This window comes from Fimbriimonadaceae bacterium, from assembly GCA_023957775.1.
Lineage (GTDB): Bacteria > Armatimonadota > Fimbriimonadia > Fimbriimonadales > Fimbriimonadaceae > JAMLGR01.
In genome coordinates, this window is sequence record JAMLGR010000011.1 from 49,516 (window position 1) to 68,421 (window position 18,906).

Annotated in this window: 15 protein-coding genes; 9 read left to right on the forward strand and 6 right to left on the reverse strand. The window is 65.4% G+C overall.

Features of this window, described 5'->3' with window-relative positions; genetic code table 11:
• Positions 1 to 104 precede the first annotated feature (104 nt).
• The gene (locus tag M9921_10400) at positions 105 to 1,769 is read left to right on the forward strand and encodes a bacterial transcriptional activator domain-containing protein (GenBank protein MCO5297255.1); all 1,665 of its coding nucleotides are present in this window, start codon (positions 105 to 107) and stop codon (positions 1,767 to 1,769) included.
• 18 nt (positions 1,770 to 1,787) lie between these two features.
• Here M9921_10400 and M9921_10405 read toward each other — a convergent pair whose 3' ends face one another.
• Both M9921_10405 and M9921_10410 read right to left on the reverse strand, forming a co-directional pair.
• Positions 1,788 to 3,983 carry a hypothetical protein gene (locus tag M9921_10405; protein ID MCO5297256.1) on the reverse strand — a complete coding sequence of 732 codons (2,196 nt, stop codon included), beginning with the start codon at positions 3,981 to 3,983 and terminating at the stop codon, positions 1,788 to 1,790.
• Positions 3,984 to 4,141: 158 nt separating this feature from the next.
• Complete coding sequence (locus M9921_10410) at positions 4,142 to 4,762, reverse strand: DUF642 domain-containing protein (protein ID MCO5297257.1); 621 nt, start codon at positions 4,760 to 4,762, stop codon at positions 4,142 to 4,144.
• A 184-nt stretch (positions 4,763 to 4,946) separates the two neighbouring features.
• Here M9921_10410 and M9921_10415 point away from each other — a divergent pair, with 184 nt between their 5' ends.
• The 7 genes from M9921_10415 to M9921_10445 all read left to right on the forward strand — a co-directional run bounded on the left by M9921_10415 (position 4,947) and on the right by M9921_10445 (position 13,013).
• Positions 4,947 to 6,161, forward strand: a complete 1,215-nt coding sequence (locus M9921_10415; protein ID MCO5297258.1) for a YHYH protein — start codon at positions 4,947 to 4,949, stop codon at positions 6,159 to 6,161.
• Positions 6,162 to 7,172, forward strand: coding sequence for a HupE/UreJ family protein (locus M9921_10420; protein MCO5297259.1), 1,011 nt, complete (start codon positions 6,162 to 6,164; stop codon positions 7,170 to 7,172).
• Between the two features lie 90 nt (positions 7,173 to 7,262).
• On the forward strand, positions 7,263 to 8,270 hold the full coding sequence (gene gnd, locus M9921_10425; protein MCO5297260.1) for a decarboxylating 6-phosphogluconate dehydrogenase: 1,008 nt from the start codon (positions 7,263 to 7,265) through the stop codon (positions 8,268 to 8,270).
• Complete coding sequence (gene zwf / locus M9921_10430; GenBank protein ID MCO5297261.1) at positions 8,263 to 9,660, forward strand: glucose-6-phosphate dehydrogenase; 1,398 nt, start codon at positions 8,263 to 8,265, stop codon at positions 9,658 to 9,660. Before gnd ends, zwf begins: the two co-directional genes overlap by 8 nt.
• Positions 9,657 to 10,409 (forward strand): 6-phosphogluconolactonase, encoded by a 753-nt coding sequence (gene pgl / locus M9921_10435; protein ID MCO5297262.1) that lies wholly within the window; start codon positions 9,657 to 9,659, stop codon positions 10,407 to 10,409. The genes zwf and pgl overlap by 4 nt, the downstream gene beginning before the upstream one ends.
• Before the next feature lie 16 nt (positions 10,410 to 10,425).
• Positions 10,426 to 12,069, forward strand: a complete 1,644-nt coding sequence (gene pgi, locus M9921_10440; protein ID MCO5297263.1) for a glucose-6-phosphate isomerase — start codon at positions 10,426 to 10,428, stop codon at positions 12,067 to 12,069.
• Positions 12,066 to 13,013, forward strand: coding sequence for a class I mannose-6-phosphate isomerase (locus tag M9921_10445; GenBank protein MCO5297264.1), 948 nt, complete (start codon positions 12,066 to 12,068; stop codon positions 13,011 to 13,013). The genes pgi and M9921_10445 overlap by 4 nt, the downstream gene beginning before the upstream one ends.
• A gap of 372 nt (positions 13,014 to 13,385) precedes the next feature.
• On the opposite strand, the gene M9921_10450 is transcribed toward M9921_10445, so the two are convergent.
• From M9921_10450 to M9921_10460, 3 genes are all read right to left on the reverse strand, one after another.
• Positions 13,386 to 14,384 (reverse strand): ThuA domain-containing protein, encoded by a 999-nt coding sequence (locus M9921_10450; protein ID MCO5297265.1) that lies wholly within the window; start codon positions 14,382 to 14,384, stop codon positions 13,386 to 13,388.
• Positions 14,385 to 14,438: 54 nt separating this feature from the next.
• On the reverse strand, positions 14,439 to 15,434 hold the full coding sequence (locus M9921_10455; GenBank protein MCO5297266.1) for a PEP-CTERM sorting domain-containing protein: 996 nt from the start codon (positions 15,432 to 15,434) through the stop codon (positions 14,439 to 14,441).
• A 110-nt stretch (positions 15,435 to 15,544) separates the two neighbouring features.
• On the reverse strand, positions 15,545 to 16,408 hold the full coding sequence (locus M9921_10460; protein MCO5297267.1) for a formylglycine-generating enzyme family protein: 864 nt from the start codon (positions 16,406 to 16,408) through the stop codon (positions 15,545 to 15,547).
• Positions 16,409 to 16,499: 91 nt separating this feature from the next.
• Here M9921_10460 and M9921_10465 point away from each other — a divergent pair, with 91 nt between their 5' ends.
• Entirely contained in the window at positions 16,500 to 17,354 is an 855-nt protein-coding gene (locus tag M9921_10465; protein ID MCO5297268.1) for an FAD:protein FMN transferase, read from the forward strand.
• 30 nt (positions 17,355 to 17,384) lie between these two features.
• On the opposite strand, the gene M9921_10470 is transcribed toward M9921_10465, so the two are convergent.
• The gene (locus tag M9921_10470) at positions 17,385 to 18,764 is read right to left on the reverse strand and encodes a Gfo/Idh/MocA family oxidoreductase (protein MCO5297269.1); all 1,380 of its coding nucleotides are present in this window, start codon (positions 18,762 to 18,764) and stop codon (positions 17,385 to 17,387) included.
• Between the last annotated feature and the right edge of the window lie 142 nt (positions 18,765 to 18,906).

Below are 18,906 nucleotides of genomic sequence, written 5' to 3' on the forward strand. Positions count from 1 at the left end.
TGTTCGGAGCCTTTCGCGTGGTCCGGGACGGCGAGGTCGTTGCATTCTCAACGCGTCCGACAGCGAGTGTCTTTGCGTTCCTTGCCAGTCGCGCCGATCGGCTCGTGCCTCGACTTGAGCTCGCCGCAGCAATCTGGCCGGATGTCGAGATCGAGGTGGCGGCAAACCGACTGCGCACCGCTCTGGTCCATGCGCGCCAGGGTCTTGCCCCTTGGCAACCTCTGAGGGCAGAGGGCGGCACCCTCTGTTTCTCGAGCGTCGAAGCATCGATCGATGTCCATGCAGCCGAAGGGCTCTACAGGTGCGGTCGGATCGCGGAGAGTCTGGAGGAGGAGAAGAGGAGCCTCGAGAGACTGCTCGACATGATCGGGGTGGACTTCCTCGAAGGGGAACGATGGACGTGGGCCGACGAGCTGCGCGGACATTGGCGCGAAAGGCGGATCGAGGTCGCGCTTCGACTTGCCCGCATCGGCATCTCCCAGGACGAGTTGGAACTCGCCGAGTCGGAGTCTCTTCGGGCGCTGGAAACGGACGGGCATCATGAAGAAGCCTGGACCACCTATTTGCATACTCTTGCCGCGGCGGGGAAATCCCCGGCAGCGGCTAAGCGGTTCGAGTCGGCGCGCCGGCGCCATCTTGCGGAGTTTGGGTTCGACTTCTCGCCCGACCTGCTCAACCTGGCGAGGCGTGTGTCCCTCGGCCAAGTTCCAGCGAGACGGCGGACTCCAACCACCAGCGCACCGGCGCGGGAACTGATGGCGAGGACGATGGAGCGCCAACTCGCCACGGATCCCAACTCGTTGCTGCCCTTGTTTGCGAGCGATTCGTTTCGAAAGGAGGCTCTTGGCTCGCCCACCCAGGCGTGGGAGCTGGTTCAGCAAGCCGTGGACAGCACCTCCGGGATATCGGAGGAACGCGTCGCAGTCATGATGCTCGCCCTCAGCCTTGCCGACATGGTGGACGCATACCGCAAAGGGCTCGAATACGCAGAGTGGCTGGTGGATAACCTCCCCGAAGGGCGACGAGAACATCGGTACGCGATCAACATCCTGGGGTTTATCAGCTTCGATGTACGCGAATGGGACGACGCTTGGAGGTATCTTCGCCGGTTCGAACAACTGGCCGAAGCGCATGGCGACCCACTGGATATCGCGACCGCGAGGAGTCAGATCGCCACGCTCCATTGGCATCGAGGCGAGTTGGAACTTGCCCTTGGTCAATACCGCGATCAACTCGCCTTGTTCGACCACGACCCCACGACGCGCGGCCTCCACAACTCGGCGACGTTGCGGGCGAACATCGGTATCCTCTTGACCGTCATGGGAGATTGGGTCGGAGCGAGGGAGTCGCTTTCTCAGGCTTACTCCATGGCGCTCGCCAACGAGTTCGACCACGTCCGAGGTCTCGTCATGGCGCCACACGGGCTCTCGCTGATCATGGCAGGCAGGGAGTCCGAAGGGCGCCGATTGGTATCGCTCGGCATGAGCCATACGTTCCGATCCCACTATCGTCGAGCGCACCAAGTGGCCGCCGACTATGCCGCAGGCGCGCTGGCCAGGACAGGCTTCGAGCCCCTGGCATTGGCCGTGCTGAACGTGTACGCGTCGTTTCGCGAACGGACAAGCCATGCCAGATCGGTCTCCGAGTGTCGGTTCGCGTCGTGGGTCGAGGCTCAATGCGGCGACGCGGTGCCGGACGGATCGGTTTCTGCGCAAGCGCGAGTGGCCGCAGTGGTCGCCCGGGCGTGCGATGCCCTGGACCGGCCCTAGCGCCCAACGGCCCCGCTTCTATGGGAAGGTTGCCGAGAGGGTGGTGTTCGTCTGATGCCTCATGACCGCCTCGCGGGTTTGCTGGATCTGGTCGGGCGTGCTGCTGCCGGGGAAGAAGATGCCGACCATTTTGATCAACACAAGCCGGTCGCCGAGGTCGTAGCAATCGATGCCGGCAAATCCGCTCGTCCCGCCACCCACCGAGGGGTTGATCTTCGGGCCCGCAAACTGCGGCGGCGTCTCGGAACTTCCAGGCAAGCCCGTGAAAGGTGGCACGATGAACTCCATGTGCCGGGTGTCGTGGATGTTCTGCGCGAGGTCGCTGTAGATGATGTCCGCTCGGACGGTGCCACCCACGTAGTGGTTGCCCCCTTCCGGCGTATGCGGCTTGGGCAAGACCGCCATGAGGTCCACATAGGTGGTGCCGCCCAGGGTGAACTCCTCGATGAAGAGGCTTGCGCTTCCCGTGTGAAGAAGAATCGTGGTGGCGTTGCCGATCGAATACCTCTCCGACCCGGTGCCCTCGAAGACCTCCACGTTTACCGCGGCGTTGCCGATCGAACTCGGATTCGTCTTGAGCAGAACTTGGTTGTGCGAGGTCTCGAACTCAATGCCCGTTTGGCCGTTCTGATCGTCCAGTGTCGCCGCGGAGATCCCGTAGAGGTTCCATTTGTACGTGGCGTTTGGGCTCGCGTGATCGGCGGTGGCCGTGAACTGGATCGTGTCCCCCGGAGTGTAGTTGCCGCCATTGGGGCTGAGCCTGACGTGGGGGAGGTAGGCCAGAAAGTGCAACAGGTTGCCGCTCTCCCCCTCGGTCAAGTCCTTGTATTCCGGCCCCAGTTCGAGCGAGAGCGCCATCGCGCCAAGGATCGAGACGAGCCGAAGGGCGCTTCGGACCCGGGCCAGGTCCGCGGACTTGAAGTTCCGCTGCGCCAAGTCCCTCGCCAGAACCGGATGGACCTTCTCGATGAGGGGCGCGACGGCCGCAAGAAAGTCGAGGGCGCCCTGATCGCTGCCGCTTGCCAACTGAATCAGACTCTTCACACCCGCAGACAGACCGGTGCCGTTGCGGGCCGCCAGCACGAGATCCGAAGCGGCAGGACTAATCGCCTGCATCGCGTCGATCGTCCGTTCGAGCGCCGCCGAGTCCAGCGGGATGCCGCATACCCCGACCGACTCGAGCAGGATCTTCGAAACGAGGCCGATCTCCGCTCGCTGGAAGAGCTTCGCGTGGTCCGCCCGCCAAGCGGCCTTCTCCCCTTCGTACGCGTTGTTGGTGTAGATCCCCGGTTCGGGGGCGTCGAACACGGGGGTCACATAGATGATTTCGAACTTGTCCGCGACATCCTGTCCATCGAGCTGGATCGGAACTTCCTTGGTGTTGCCTTTGGGGGGAACGATCATCGGTTCGACGATCTGTCGAGGTGGATCGGGGACCGTGTCCACGTTGTTCTCGTCCGTCTTGAGGGCCAAATAGATCCGTGCCATGCCCTCGCGCCGCGTGAAGTTGCTCGCGAACACGCCTTGGTCGTTGTCGTTGATCAGATCGAGGCCGTTGACGGGATACAGGTTCGGGATGGCGATCTCCAGCGACGAGGGCTCCCGAGTGCCGGACTGGGCGCCGGTAGGACGCCTCGCCGCACGGCCAATAGGACCTGCCTGGTGCGCGGCTTGGTCAAGCGCATCCACGATCGCCGCGTCGCCGTCTTCGAGGGCGAGGGCATTCGCTGCAAGGCGGGCCGCAACGACGTCGGCCAGCCCGGACGTTGCCGTGTCTGCCAAGAGGGCACTCCAAGCGGTCTGCCGCTCTGCTCCGAAGAGTTGGGAGCCGCCAAGCGCGTAGAGGAGCAAGGTGGCCGCGCAGTTCGCCGCATCGAGGAGTTGGTTGTTCGTGTCGGGATCGAGGGTGCCTACCAGGATGGTCTTCCCAGTGGTGATATCGACGATCGAGACCGGGCCCGGAAAGTCCCGAATCCCCTTTGCCGCAAACGTGGATCCCGTGATCTTCGAGGTCGAGAACGGTCCCATCACGCGGAGATTCGCCGTGTCGATGCCGGAAGGCAACAGGACGGTCCCGGAGTACGACCGCAACGCAAGTGTTCCCGCTCCAAAGCCCCCCGACGAGCCGCCGAGCCAGCCGCCGCACCCACCCATGGCAAGGAGGGTCGAAGAGCCAAGGGTGATGAGGCACGTGCGTCGAGAGATCTGTTCCATTGCGAGTTCCGATAGGCGCGCTGCCCGAGCGGCAGGGCACGAAGACAATAACCCGCTCGCGCTAAATCCGCGCTAAACCGGTTTGCGCGCTCCCTCTGCCTCCAACAAAAAAAGCCCCCGAAGCGTCGCTTCGGGGGCCCGGAGAAGAGAAGCGGTTGCTACTTCTTGCGCCGGCGAAGGGCGACGGCGATGGCCGCCGCACCAAGGCCCATGGTGAAGGGCTCGGGCACCGGCGTCAGGGTGATCTGATCCAAGAAGGCGCTGTTGTCTCCGGTGCTGTCACCGGTGAAGGTCAGCGTGGCGCTCGCGCCGGTCGCGGTGAAATCGAACGAGTTGTCTCTCCATCCGCTCGTATCCACCGGCGAGTTGCCGTAGACGGTGGCGCCGATACCGTACGTGTAGGTGCCGCTGCTGTTCTGGTAAACGCGGGTGAGGGACTTGAAGGTGACCCGGTAGGTCTGGCCGTTCGCAACGTCGAAGGTCTGCGTGAGCACGGAGCCGGAGCCGCCCTGGATGAAAGCGTACGAGGTGCCCTCGGGAGCGGTGAAACTCGTCCACGCGCTCGAGTTGTGGCTGACCCCCGTGCCTCCGACGAACGTCCAACCCGTCGCGGCCACGTTCTCATGGCCCGGCGCGCTGACGCCTGGTGCGTACTTGTAGTCGCCTGCAGGTACGTTGTTGAACTCGAAACCGCCGTTTTGAAACGCCGCGGCGTGGCTAACGGCGGCGAATGCCCCGAGGACAACGCCTATGCCTACCATCCGAAAGGTCGATCGCATCACTCTCCTCCAAACGCAGTACCAACCGCACCGCGTACGCCTTGACTATACAAGGTTTTTGGCACCGGGAGAGCCCGCACCCTCCTTAGCTGGTAGATTTACCGGGCTTCGAAAAGTTGGGCGATGATGGAGCATCAGTAGACTCACGGAACCCTAACAACCGCCCGTTAGAGTTGCCCCAGCCATGAAACCAACGATGGACTCCCCCAAACTGATCGTGCTCACGGTGGTCCTCGCCGCACTGGCGGCGGTGATCGTCGCCCAGGTCACACGCCTCGTACCGGCCACGCAACAGCCCGCGTACGCCAGCGAGGTCAAAATCGTTGTCGAAGGCGGCAAGCGCGTCATCACGGCCAACGGCATCCCCGAGCACGCCGTCGGTCGGTTCCCGAATGCGGGAAACCCCAACGCCATTCGGCCCCAGAACTACAAGTTCGAAGTCCCGCTGAAGCCGACTCCAGCCACACGTCAGGCCCGAGGCGCCTTGTTCGGAGTCGCCGTCAACGGCGTTCCGTTCGATCCCGGCACCGCGGAGCTTTGGAACAACGACTTCGCCTGGCACTACGAGGCGCTGAGCGGGCAGATCGCCAACGGGCGCGGACTTGGCGTCGACGCGAATTTTGCCCACGTCCAGCCCAACGGGGCCTACCACTACCACGGTCTCCCGATGGGGCTCCTCGCCAAACTCGATTACAAGAACAAGATGGCGATCGTGGGGTGGGCGGCCGACGGCTACCCGGTCTACGGAAACTACGGCACGACCGATCCGAACGACCCCAAGAGCCCGATGCGCAAGCTCACGTCGAGCTACCGCATGAAGACCGGCACCCGACCCGACGGGCCCGGCGGCGCCTACGACGGCTCCTTCGCCTCGGATTTCGAGTACGTGAAGGGAGCGGGCGACCTCGACGGGTTCAACGGCCGCACCGGGGTCACCCCGGACTTCCCCGCGGGCACTTACTACTACGTGCTAACGGATACGTTCCCGTTCATCCCGCGGCAACTCAAGGGACAGGTGGATCCCAGCTTCCTCAAACGCGAGGGTCCCGGTGGCCCCGGCGGGGGACCGGGTGGTCCCGGAGGACCTGGCCAGGGTGGACCTGGACGGCCCGGCTTTGGCGGCCCAGGCGGACCCATGGGGCCCCCTCCGGGCCTTGTGCCTGCCGACGCGCTGGGCGAGTACCTCCAACTCAGCGCGGAACAGAAAGTGCGGCTGGCCACCTACAAGAAAGCCGTCGCCGCTCTGCGCGACGCGGGCGTGATGCCCCACCTCGTCGAACCTCTGAAACTCACCTCGGGCCAGATCGAAAGGCTCGGAAAGGGTGAGAAACCCGACCAGGTGTTGACCCAGGAGCAGCGACGGATCGCGGACGGGGGGCGGGGCCCCGGTGGCGGGTAGATGAGACTCCGGATTCCCCTGTGGCTGGTCGTTGCGGTCCTTCTTCCCGCCGCGTCGATCGCGCACGACCTGAACCTCACATCGGTCCGCCTCATCGAAGGGCCCGACGGGTTCTTGGTCGTGGCGCAGACGCCCCTTTCCAAGCTTGCGGAGAGCACAGGGTGGAAGGTCGAGTCCATCGACCTCGGCCGCGCCGAGCAGGCCCTCGATGCGCGCCTCAAGTTGGATCTTGCCTCGGGCGAGCGCGTCTCGAGCCAAGTGATGCTCGATGTCGCCGGAGACAAGGTCACCCTCCAGCGGTCGTACCGAGGCGCCCTCCCGGCGGCCTCGCTTCGGGCCCGCTTCTACCCCGAGCAACCGCAATCCGTGACGGTGTTCACCGTGATTCGGAACGGGCAGGTGGTCGGCGAGACGGTCCTGGACCGGACCCACCCGGGCAGCGAGGACGCACCCTCGCGCAGCCCGTTTGTGGAGTTTCTCCTGATGGGAATCAGCCACATCGCCCAGGGGTACGACCACCTCGCCTTCATCGTCGGGCTGGTGTTGCTCGGCGGAACCGTCCGCTCGCTGCTCAAGACCGTCACGGCGTTCACCGTGGCCCACAGCATCACCCTGTCGTGCGCCGCGTTGGGCTACGCGTCGCTTTCGCCGCGCCTGGTGGAGCCGCTCATCGCGCTGAGCGTGGTCTATGTGGGCGTGGAGTACTTCCACGGCTCGCTCAAAGAGAACTGGCGGCCGGTGCTGACCTTCCTGTTCGGGCTCATCCACGGGTTCGGGTTCGCCGGGGCGTTTGCGGAGGCCGGCATCCCGCGGGAGGCGCTCCCGGTCGCGTTGGGCTCGTTCAACCTGGGGGTGGAGGTCTGCCAGGTCGCGATCATTCTGGCCACGTTCCCGCTCCTCGCCGGTCTGCTGAAGCGGCACCCGAACCCGACAGCGTGGATGAAGGCGGCCTCTGCCCTGGGCGTCATCGGTCTGGGCACGTTCTGGCTCGTGACCCGAATGATCGGCTAGCGTTCGGCCTCTTGCAACGCGTTGGCAATGGTGCGAAGGCGCGCCGCTGTGCGTTCATAGTGACGGGGGCCAATGCAAATGGAAATCGGAATGATCGGACTCGGAAGGATGGGCGCCAACATGGTGCGCCGGCTCATGAAGGGCGGGCATCGATGCGTCGTCTACGATCTCCAGCCAGGCTCCGTGAAGGCTCTCGAAGGCGAGGGCGCCGTGGGCGCGGCCTCGCTCGAAGAGTTCGTCCAAACCCTGGCGAAACCGCGCGCGGTCTGGATGATGGTCCCCGCGGGAGTCGTGGACGCGACTCTGGAAGGACTCGTTCCGCTGCTTGAGGAGGGTGACGTGCTCGTGGACGGCGGAAACTCCTACTACCACGACGACCTTCGCCGCAGCTCCGAATTGAAGCAGCGTGGAATCCACTACCTCGACGTCGGAACGAGCGGAGGCGTGTGGGGTGCGGAGCGCGGCTACTGCCTGATGATCGGGGGCGACGAGGCGGCCGTGGCTCGGCTCGACACCGTGTTCGCAACCCTGGCGCCGGGCCAGGGCGAGGTGCCGCCGACTTCCGGCCGCGAAGGCGGAACCGCGACCCGCGGCTACCTCCACTGCGGTCCGAGCGGAGCCGGGCACTTTGTGAAGATGGTGCACAACGGCATCGAGTACGGCATCATGGCTGCCTACGCGGAAGGGATGAACGTGCTGCACCACGCCAACGCGGGGAAGCGCGAGCGAACTCAAGATGCCGAGACCACCCCCCTTCGCCACCCGGAGCACTTCCAGTACGATCTGAACCTCCCGGATATCGCCGAAGTCTGGCGCCGCGGGAGCGTGATCTCCTCGTGGCTGCTCGACCTCACCGCGGCCGCGCTTCTGGACAGCCCGGGTCTCGAGAAGTTCGCTGGACGCGTGTCGGACTCGGGAGAGGGACGCTGGACCGTACAAGCCGCGGTGGACGCCTCCGTGCCGGCACCCGTCCTGAGCGCCGCCCTGTTCCAGCGGTTCAGCTCGCGAGGCGAAGCCGACTTCGCCGACAAACTGCTCTCGGCGCTTCGCTTCCAGTTCGGAGGCCACGTGGAGAAGGGAGCCGATGGCCATGAGTAAGCCCCTCTCAGGCGCGCTCGTGGTGTTTGGCGCGACGGGCGACCTCGCCCACAAGATGATCTTTCCCGCGTTGTACGCGATGAAGCGTCACGGCCACTTGAAGGTGCCGGTTCTCGGCGTCGCTTCTTCCGACTGCAGCCTCGATGATTTCCGCAAGCGCATCTCCGAAAGCGTGCGCCAGGCCGTGCCGAAGGTCGATGGGCCAACGCTGGACGCGCTGCTGGCCGCGGCAAGCTACGTCCAGGGCAACTACAACGACTTCGCGACGTTCCAACGCCTGAAGGAGGCCTTGGGCAACGTCGCGCGGCCCGCGTTCTACCTCGCGATCCCGCCCTCGCTCTTCGGCACGGTGATCCACGGGCTCGGCGATGCGGGCCTCGCCAACGATGCGCGGGTCATCGTCGAGAAGCCGTTTGGACGCGACCTCCAATCGGCCCGCGAGTTGAACCGCATCGCCCAGGCGGTGTTCCCCGAAGAGGCCATCTTCCGAATCGACCACTACCTCGGGAAGGAGGCGATCATGAACATCCTCTACTTCCGGTTCGCCAACTCCTTCCCCGAGCCCATCTGGAACCGCGACCACGTCGCCAGCGTGCAGATCACGCTCGCCGAGGACTTTGGCGTCGAGGGTCGCGGCGGGTTCTATGAAAGCGCGGGCTGCCTGCGCGACGTGGTGCAGAACCACATGTTCCAAATCGTCGCCCTCCTCGCAATGGAGCCTCCCGCGATTCGTGACTACCGTGCGGTGCATACCGAGAAAGCCAAGGTGTTTCAGGCCATGAGCCCCCTGCGGCCGGAGGACCTGGTGCGGGGGCAGTACGAGGGGTACCGGGACGAGGCGGCCGTCGCTCCCGACTCCGATGTCGAGACGTTTTGCGCGTTGCGGCTGCACATCGACTCGTGGCGGTGGGCCGGGGTCCCGTGGTACCTGCGGTCCGGCAAGCACCTCCCGGTGAAGGCCGCGGAGGTGCTGGTGCAGCTCAAGCCGCCCCCGACACCCCTCTTTGGCGACTCTGTGCCGAAGGATGGACGCGCGAACTACGTCCGGTTCCGCCTCGGACCCGAAGCGGCGGTCGCGCTTGCCGCGCGGATGAAGTTGCCCGGCGAGGAGTACTTGGGAGAGCAGCACGAGCTGTTTCTTCTCGAGGAGCTGTTTGGAGAGGAGGCGCCCTACGAGCGGCTCCTCACGGACGCCATGAAGGGGGTTTCGGCCCTGTTCACCCGACAGGACGCCCTTGAAGCCGCTTGGGCGGTGGTGGATCCGGTGCTTGAGAACCACCAGGCGGCCATTCCCTACAAGCGGGGCACTTGGGGCCCCGAAGAGGCGTCCGCGCTCATCGCCGCGGACGGCGGGTGGCACAATCCGCTTCCCGCGTCGGTGCCCGAGTGAAGCGGGACGTCCTGGTGTGCGCCGATCCTGCCGAACTTGCGACGGCGGCATCCTCCATCCTCGTCGAGGCGGCACGAAGCGCGCAGGCGGAACGAGGGGTCTTCTCGCTTGCTCTTGCGGGCGGTTCGACTCCGCTGGAGACCTATCGTGGCCTCTCCAAACACGCTTTGGATTGGGCGAGGACCCAACTGTTCTTCGGCGACGAGCGGGTGGTGCCGCCGGACGACCCGGCGAGCAACTTCGGAAGCGCACGCCGGCACCTCCTCGACCCGGCAGGGGTCCCCGCGTCGTCCGTCTTTCCGATTCCCACCGAGGGTGCGTCCGCGGACGCGTGCGCGCGTACCTACGAGGGCACCTTGCGGGCGCGCTTGATCGAGCCGCCTAAGATCGACCTTGTGCTGCTGGGTTTGGGGGAGGATGGCCACACCGCTTCGCTGTTTCCCGGGTCCTTGGCTCTGGAGACGAAGACGAGGTGGGTAGTGGCTGCTCCTCCCGGAAGACTTCCGCCCGACGTGGAGCGGATCACCCTCACTTTGCCGGTCCTCAACGCGGCCAGGCGGGTGTTGTTCCTGGTTCAAGGCGCGGCGAAGGCCGAGGTTTTACGGGAGGTTCTTGAACTCGTTCCAGGGCGTACGACGCTGCCGGCCGCTCGGGTCCAGCCCGTCGACGGGGATGTGCTTTGGCTCGTCGATCGTGCCGCGGCCGAGGGCCTCACGGAGCGCACGTCCCGCCGCCAGTGGGCAGGGTAGGTTTAGGGTGAGATCGATGACAGAACCCTCCATCCCCCACTCCCCGCTGACGGCCCTTGCGACGTGGAAGGCCCTCGCTGCGCATCGGCAGTCGATGACGCGCCTGTCTCTGCGCACGCTCTTTGCCAACGAGCCCTACCGCGCGGAGAAGATGTCGGTGGAAGTCGACGACCTGTTGTTCGACTACTCCAAACACTTGGTGACGGACGAGACCCTGGGACTCTTGATCGCTTTGGCGGTGGAAACGGGGCTGCGTGAGCATATCGACGCGATGTTTCGGGGCGACCGTATCAACACGACCGAGGATCGCGCGGTGCTCCATGTGGCGTTGCGCGCTCCGCGCGGCACCTCCATCGAGGTCGACGGCGAGGACGTCGTCCCCCATGTGCACGCGGTGCTGGACAAGATGGGCGCGTTCGCGCGCGCGGTCCGGGAGGGTCAGTGGACCGGCCATACGGGCAAGCGGATCCGCAATGTGGTGAACATCGGGATCGGCGGTTCGGATCTGGGGCCGGTGATGGCGTACGAGGCGTTGCGCCACTTCAGCGATCGCAATCTCACCTTCCGGTTCGTTTCCAACGTGGATGGAACGGACTTTGCCGAGGCCGTGCTCGACCTCGACGCGGAGGAGACGCTGTTCATCGTCTCCTCCAAGACCTTCACCACGTTGGAGACGATGACCAACGCGCAGACGGCCCGCGCCTGGGCGCTCGAGAAACTCGGAGACGAGGCGGCCATCGCCAAGCACTTCGTGGCCGTCTCCACCAACGAGGACGGAGTGGCTCGGTTCGGCATCGATCCCCGGAACATGTTCGAGTTCTGGGACTGGGTCGGAGGACGATACTCGATGTCCTCGGCGATCGGGCTCTCCACGATGATCGCGATCGGGGACGCTCGGTTCCGGGAGATGCTCGACGGCATGCACCGGATGGACGAGCACTTCCGCACCGCCCCGTTCGAGCGCAACGTGCCGGTGCTGATGGGTTTGCTGGGCGTGTGGTACGCGGATTTCGTCGGGGCGCGCACGCTGGCCGTGCTGCCTTACGAACAGTATCTCAAACGGTTCCCCGCCTACCTGCAGCAGTTGGCGATGGAGAGCAACGGAAAGCACGTCACCCGCCACGGAAGGGAGGTCGACTACGCGACCGGGCCGGTCGTGTGGGGCGAGCCCGGGACGAACGGACAGCACTCCTTCTACCAACTCATCCACCAGGGGACGGAGCTGATCCCGTGCGATTTCATCGCCTTTGTCCAACCGCTGTGGGATCTGGGACGTCACCACGAGGTGCTTCTGGCAAATGCGATCGCGCAAGCGGAGGCGCTCGCGTTCGGCAAGAGTGCCGAGGAGGTCGCCGAAGAAGGCACGGCGCCCGAGCTGGTGCCCCACCGCACGTTCGCCGGCGACCGTCCGTCAACCATGATCCTCATGGACCGGCTCACCCCGCGCAGCCTGGGCATGCTGGTGGCGATGTACGAGCACAGCGTGTTCACGCAAGGATCGATCTGGGGGATCGATTCGTTCGACCAGTGGGGGGTCGAGTTGGGAAAGGTCTTGGCCCAGCGGGTCCTTCCCGAGCTTGAGTCCCGTGCGGAGCCGGACCTGGCGCATGACGCCTCCACCAACTCGCTGATCCGGCGCTGCCGGGAGCGACGGGCATGAGCGGTCTGACCGCGCCGCTTCGGTTCGAGCCCATCTTCCAGTATCGCCTTTGGGGCGGACGGCGGCTGGAGCGCGTCCTGGAGACCCCGCTTCCCGGGGAGGGCCCGATCGGGGAGGCTTGGGTGCTGAGCGATCGGGACGACTTCCCGAGCGTGGTGGCCGACGGGGCTTTCCAAGGACGCACGCTTTCGGACCTCGTGCAGGAGCACCACGCCGCGATTCTGGGACGGTTTTCCAGTCGCTACGAGCGCTTTCCGCTTCTGCTGAAGTTCCTCGATGCGCGCGAGATGCTTTCGGTTCAGGTTCATCCGTCGGACGACCAGGCCGACCTGCTTCCGCCGGGCGAGCGCGGCAAGACCGAGGCGTGGGTGGTGCTCGAGGCCGACGCGGACAGTGCGATCTCCGCCGGCCTCAAGCCTGGGACCACGCCCACCAAGCTGAAGGCGGCGCTTGCCGAGGGCTCGGTCGAACCGTTGCTCCATCGCTTCGTGCCCAAGGCCGGCGACGGGGTGTTCCTCCAGTCGGGAACCGTGCACGCGTTGGGCGGGGGCGTCATGGTGTTCGAGGTGCAGGAGAACAGCGACGTGACGTTTCGCCTCCACGACTGGGGAAGGGTCGACGCCAAGACGGGAAGCCCCCGAGAGCTTCATATCGAACAGGGGCTCCGGAGCATCGACTTTGACCGCGGGCCCGTGGATCCGGTGGACGCAGGGGCAGATCCGCTGTTCGATTGCGAGCACTTTCGGGTTTGGCGAAGACAGGGGGCGGATCCGTTTGCTGTCGGTGAGACCGATGAACCGCGGGTGCTGGTGTGTTTGGAGGGCTCCGCCGAGGTGTCGGGTACTTCGTTGCGCTCGGGGGACGTGGTGTTGTTGCCCGCCTCGCGGGGCAGGTGCACGTGCCGCCCGGTGGGAATGGCCAACGTGCTCGAAATCGCGTTGTAAACACTCTGGGAGTGCGCGCGCTTGCGCGTCGCCCTGAACCCGCCGGGCTCGCCCGGCGCCTTGGTGGTCGCCGCAAGCGGCTCGGTGAAAGGCGACGCGCAAGCGCGCACCTCGGTGCCGCCCGCTCGACGGGCGTGCGCCGAAGGCGAAGCCCGGCGAATGCAGGGCGACGCGCAAGCGCGCGCACTCCCAGGGGTGCCACGCCCGCTCGACGGGCGTGCACCGGGCGAGCCCGGTGAGTGCAGGGCGACGCGCAAGCGCGCGCACTCCCAGGGGTGCCACGCCCGCTCGACGGGCGTGCGCCGGGCGAGCCCGGTGAGTGCAGGGCGACGCGCAAGCGCGCGCACTCCCAGGGGGCCACGTCCGTTCGAGTTAGTGCGGCCAGGCGAGGTCTGCTGGCTTCACACCTTTGCGGAACCCGTCGAACCCGAAGGGGCTGGGTTGGTACGGTCCGACGAGGTCGACATCGGCCCTCGATGGAACGTCGAGACCAACCCCCCAGTACGCGGCGTTGACCAACAGTCGTCGAAGGTCTTCGTTCAGCAGGTCGGTGGCGGCGCCCATCGTGGTCGTGAAGACCTTCCCGAACCCGTTCCGTGGAGCGCGGGTCCATGCCACGGGCATCATGGGCTCGTTGAGCGGCTGTTCCGTGCCTTGGGCGGTCTTCTTTCGGCCCGTGGCCGGCGGATCGTCGGGGCCCATGCCTTCCACGACCTGACCGCGGACCAACACCTCGGCGTCCGTGGGTGGAGATGCCTCGTAAACGTCGGTCGTGCAAAACAGGTCGTGAACGCCGTTCAGAAGCGGGGCGTCCTTCGCGACCGGGACGCCCCGGGTCGCCTGTTTGCCGTGGACGCCCCAGTGGCTGATCCACGTTTCACCCAACACGTGGCGCCCGAAGCCGCCCGGCCATTCGCCGCTCCGCCACCCGAATCGGCGATAGGGGCTGGGCGAGTCGGCTGGGTAGTCGAAGGCGTGGGTGCTGGTCCGCAACGCAACGATCGGTTTGCCTGAGGCCAGGTAATCCGCGAAGTGCCGCAACTGCGCGTCGGGCCATTGGCGAAACCGCAGGAGCATGACGCACAGGTCGGCCGAGTCGAGCGCTTCCATGCCGGGCTGGTGGTCGTGGCGGTTGGGGTCGATCGTTCCGTTCGGGCCGATCGAGAACAGAACCGTGCATTTGAAGCCGTGCCGGAACGCGAGGATGCGGGCGAGTTGGGGCAAGCCCTCTTCCGAGCGATACTCCTCGTCGCCTGCCAAAAACACGACGTGCTTGCCTTGGCCCGGCCCCGAATTCCCTTCGTAAACCACCCAGGAGCGTTGCGTCGGCAGGGTGGTCAGAGCAAGCGCTGCGAGCGCGGCGAGAAGCATGGATCGAGCATAAAGCATCGGGCCCGAAGAGTGCACTCTCCGGGCCCGGTTGGGTTAGACCTTGCGTCGGCGTCGCAGCAGTGCGGCGGCGCCGAGTCCGAGCGCGACCATGGTCGTCGGCTCGGGAACGACCTGCAACTCGAAGTACTGGTTGCCCGCGAACTGGTTGAAGTTGACGCCGCTGAGCGACCCGGTGAAGCCACCCGCGCCGTCACCGCCCAGGTTGCCCTGCGGTGCGGCGAGACCTCCCAGAATCTGGTTCGAGAGGTAGTTGTGGTCGCCGTTATTGATCATCGCGGCGATCCGGATCGTAGATCCGGGAGTCGGGTTGCCAAGATCGGCGAGCGAGATCGAGAACTCCATGCCGGTCGTCACGGCGAGGGCCGCGCCAGCGTCCGCAGCTTCCGTCCCTCCAATCACTCCGCCCGCGTTGTTGTCGTTGATCGCGAAGAACAGGTCTTGGGACAGCGACGAGCCCGAGGCGTTGGGCCCGACGTTGCCGGCGTTGATCTGCCCGGCGGCGACCAGGCCCGCAGGGTTTCCGCTTGTGCCGGTGGCCCCCGCGACCATCGCGCTCACACCGCCCTGACGGTTGATGAAGTCGACTTGATACGGTCCCGGTGTGCCGCCTCCGCCCCACCTCGAGAAGAGGTGATAGTCCGCGGCGAAGCCCGTATCGAAGGTGAGACCGCCCATGTTCTGGCTGATCCAACTACTTCCGGTGAAGAAGTCGTACTGCGGCGTACCGCTCAGGGTGTTTTCACCGCCGGCGACCGAGTCGATGAAGATGTCGAGCTTGTTGAAGTTGGGCTCGTGGTTGCCGGTGAGCATCAGGAACAGGCGCCCGCCGGAGATCGTGGCGTAAGCGGCATCCAGTTCGCTGCCCCCGAGGTTTCCGGGAGGTGCGGCATCTCCAAACTGGGTCTGGACGGACTGGACGGCGAGCGCAGACCCGTACGCACCGTCGAGCGTCCCGTCAACGGTCTGGGCGCCCACCGAACATGCGGCGGCAAGGAGCGCCAAGGGCGGGAATAAGCGAAATCGAATCATGATTCTCCTCTTTTCGACTATGCCCACGGGCCAAACGCCCGGGGTCGTCGCAAAATCCTAACACCCCAATCATACACAACTGTGGAGTTCGAACGAACCCGGGCAAAGAGCTAATCGGGATCGCAAACCAGGCGAAAACCGGCAAAAGGTGCGTCCGCCAGCCACCAACGACTCTTGGGAAATTGCGGATCGGTCTCCTGCCACTTCAGGGACCAGTAGCGCCGGGTTCCGGGGTTGACCTCTGCCGCGGGATCGCGGAACGTGCCCCCACACAGCACGGGCTTGCCCTCCATGTCGGTGGCCCACTCGCCGACGTTGCCGAGCATGTCCTGGAGACCCCACGCGTTGGCGGCCTTCTCTCCGACAGGGTTGGTGTACCCATCGCTGTTGTCCGCGTACCAGGCTTGTTTGTCCAGCGCGTCCTTCTCGATCTTCCACTCGCCGGTTTGGCCGGCCCGACAGGCCAACTCCCACTCCGCTTCGGTCGGCAGGCGATACTTCTTCTTCGTGCTCTGCGAGAGCCACCGGCAGAACATCTCCACGGTCGTGAAGCTCACGTTGATCGTCGGGAACCCGTTGTGTCCCCAGCCAAGGTCGGGAAGGATGTAGCTTCGGCTGGGCCGGGCGATCGCGTCGGGCCCGAACTCGGTCTGGTCGTACGAAGGAGAGGGTGGGCCGCTTGCGATGAACACGTCGAACGCCTCCCAGGTCGTTTCGGTTTTGGCCATGAAGAACGGCTTGACCTCGACCGTCTTGCCCCCGATCGTGACGGTGCCTCCCGGAATGGGCAGCATCTCGACCTTCACCAGGGAATTGGGTAGGGTTTCGGTGTAGGGCTTGGCTCCCGTTTGGGATGCGGGCGTCTGGGCGGACGTTGCCGCCACCACCCCGGCCAACGTCCCGAGGGCAAGCGCCCAGCCCGCCCAAGGCCGGAAGATGATGCGCGCAATGACAGTTGTTCGTTCTATGCTCATGGTTGGTTGCTTGCTCGGTTTGGGACTCGCTCTGCTCGGCGCCGCGCCGCAGAGTCAGCCACTGTCTCGTTTTACCTACACCGAGTACCACATGGGTGTCGATGCCCGCCTGGTTGTGTACGCATCGGACCAAGCCGCTGCGGAAGCGGCCTGCACGGCGGCTTTCGCCCGGATCGCCGCACTCGACGCGATCATGAGCGACTACCGTCGCGACAGCGAACTCAACCGCCTTTGCGAGAAGGCTGGCGGGCCCCCTGTGAAGGTCTCTTCCGAACTGTTTGACGTCTTGGCCCGCGCCCAGGAGTTGGCAAAACGATCCGGAGGGGCCTTCGACGTGACCGCCGGCCCGGTGATCGCGCTTTGGCGCGCGGCCCGCAAGACGGGTGCGCTTCCGTCCGAAGAGGATCTGAAGCAGGCTCGGAAGTTGGTGGGTTGGAAGAAGATGACCCTCGACCCAAAGGCAAGGACGGTCCGGCTTGCCGTGACGGGGATGCGCCTCGATTTGGGCGGCATCGCCAAGGGCTACGCCGACGACGAGGCCCAGCGCGTGTTGCGGGAGCGCGGCATCACGCGCGCGCTGGTCGAGATGGGCGGCGACATCGTGGTGAGCGAGCCCCCTCCCGGCGCCGAAGGGTGGACGATCCGCGTGCCCAACGCCGGCGACGACCACGGCCCGAAGGACCTCGTGTTCGCCCGATGCGCCGTCTCCACTTCGGGAGACACCGAGCAGTTCACGATCATCGGCGGGGTGCAGTACTCGCACGTCGTCGATCCAAGGACGGGCCAGGCGCTCACCAACCGCGTGCAGGCGACGATCGTCGCGCCGAACGGTCTGACCTCCGACCCCCTCGCCACGGTGTTGACCGTGGTCCGGGAGAAGGAGCGGGCCAAACTGCTAAGAGCCTATCCGGGAACGAAGATGTACCTGCGCGTGCTGGGCGGGTAGGCCCCACGACAAACGACAAACGACGAACGATCAATACTCCCGTCCGGGCTTCTTTCCGGGCTCGGGGATCGGATAGCGGCCGTCGGGGCCGGGCATCAGCGGCGACGGGGCGTCGCTGGTCTGCTTGTCGAGCCCCGGGGCGAACTCGTGCGGGCAATCCAGCATCTGCTGGTAGGTGATCAGCTCGCCGGTGTGGGCGGCCATCCGCCCCATGCTCGTCACCATGCTCGCCTGTACGCCGCGCTTGACCTCGTTGTACGGCTTGTCGGCGCGGATCGCGGCGATCAGCTCGTCCCACTCGTTCTGGTACGGATTCGTGTTGTCTTTCGACTGCCAGACCACCTTCGAGGAGTCCGGGTTCTGGCCGCTGTAGATCGCCGCAGGCCCGCCGCAGTCGTTGGCGCGCGCCGCGATCGCGACCCCCTTGGTGCCGTGCACGTAGCTCGAGTAGATGCCGTGGGCTCCGGCGACGCACCGGCCGTCGAAGTAGAACTTGCTTCCGTCCTCGAACGTGTACTCCACCGAGTAGGTGTCGAAGTTCTGGTCCACGAACGGGATGCCGTCCGCGTTGGTCTTGTAGTGGCGGCCGCCGAGGGCTTGCGCGCTGACGGGCCACGCGTTCTTCATCCAGCACAGGTGGTCGACGTGGTGGATGTAGAAGTCGCTGAAGCACCCGCCGCTAGCCCAGAGGAAGCTGTGGAACCGGCGGATCTGGTAGTCGAGATGGCTGATGTCGTCCGGCTTGGGCAGGGACTCGAAGAACCCGGCGGGGCCGTGCATGCGGTAGCCGCGCATGAGGACGATGTCGCCCAGTTCGCCGTTCTGGATGCGCTCGTGCAGCTCTTGGAGCCCGTGCGCGTGGCGCGACATGAGGCCCACGCCGACCTTGAGGTTCGCCGCAGAGGCTTGTTCACCCAACTGCATCATGCGTTTGCATGTCGGGCCGTCCACCGTGACCGGCTTCTCCATGAACACGTTCAGCTTCTTCGAGATCGCGTGCCCGAAATGCACCCACCGAAACGCGGGCGGCGTGGTGAGGATGACGACGTCTCCGGGCTTGAGGCACGCCATCGCCTTCTGGTACGCGTCGAAGCCCAGGAAGCGCCGGTCCGGCGGAACGTCCATCTTGTCGCCCAGTCCCTTGCTGAGGTTGTCGTAGCTGCTCTTGAGCCGATCTTCGAACAGGTCGGCCATCGCCACCAGCTTGATGGGGCCGCTCGTGGTGGAGACCGCGTTGACCGCCGCGCCGCTGCCCCGGCCGCCGCAACCGACCAAGGCGACCTGGATCATGTCGCTGCCTTGGACGTGGACGTTGGGCAGGCGGAATCCGGACACCGCCGTGGCGGCAGCCAGACCTCCCGTCGCTTGCAGGAACTGTCGTCTCGAAGGGGTGATCTTATCAGTGCTCATGGTTTTGCTCGCTACTCCATTTCGAGCCTACCAAATCGCAAGTCGCGTTGCGTTCCTTTTTCGCAATCTCAATCCAACGAGAGGTTCGACCCCCTTGGCTCGGGAGGCCTCCAATGAGCCATAGTGGAGCCATTGGCGGTGA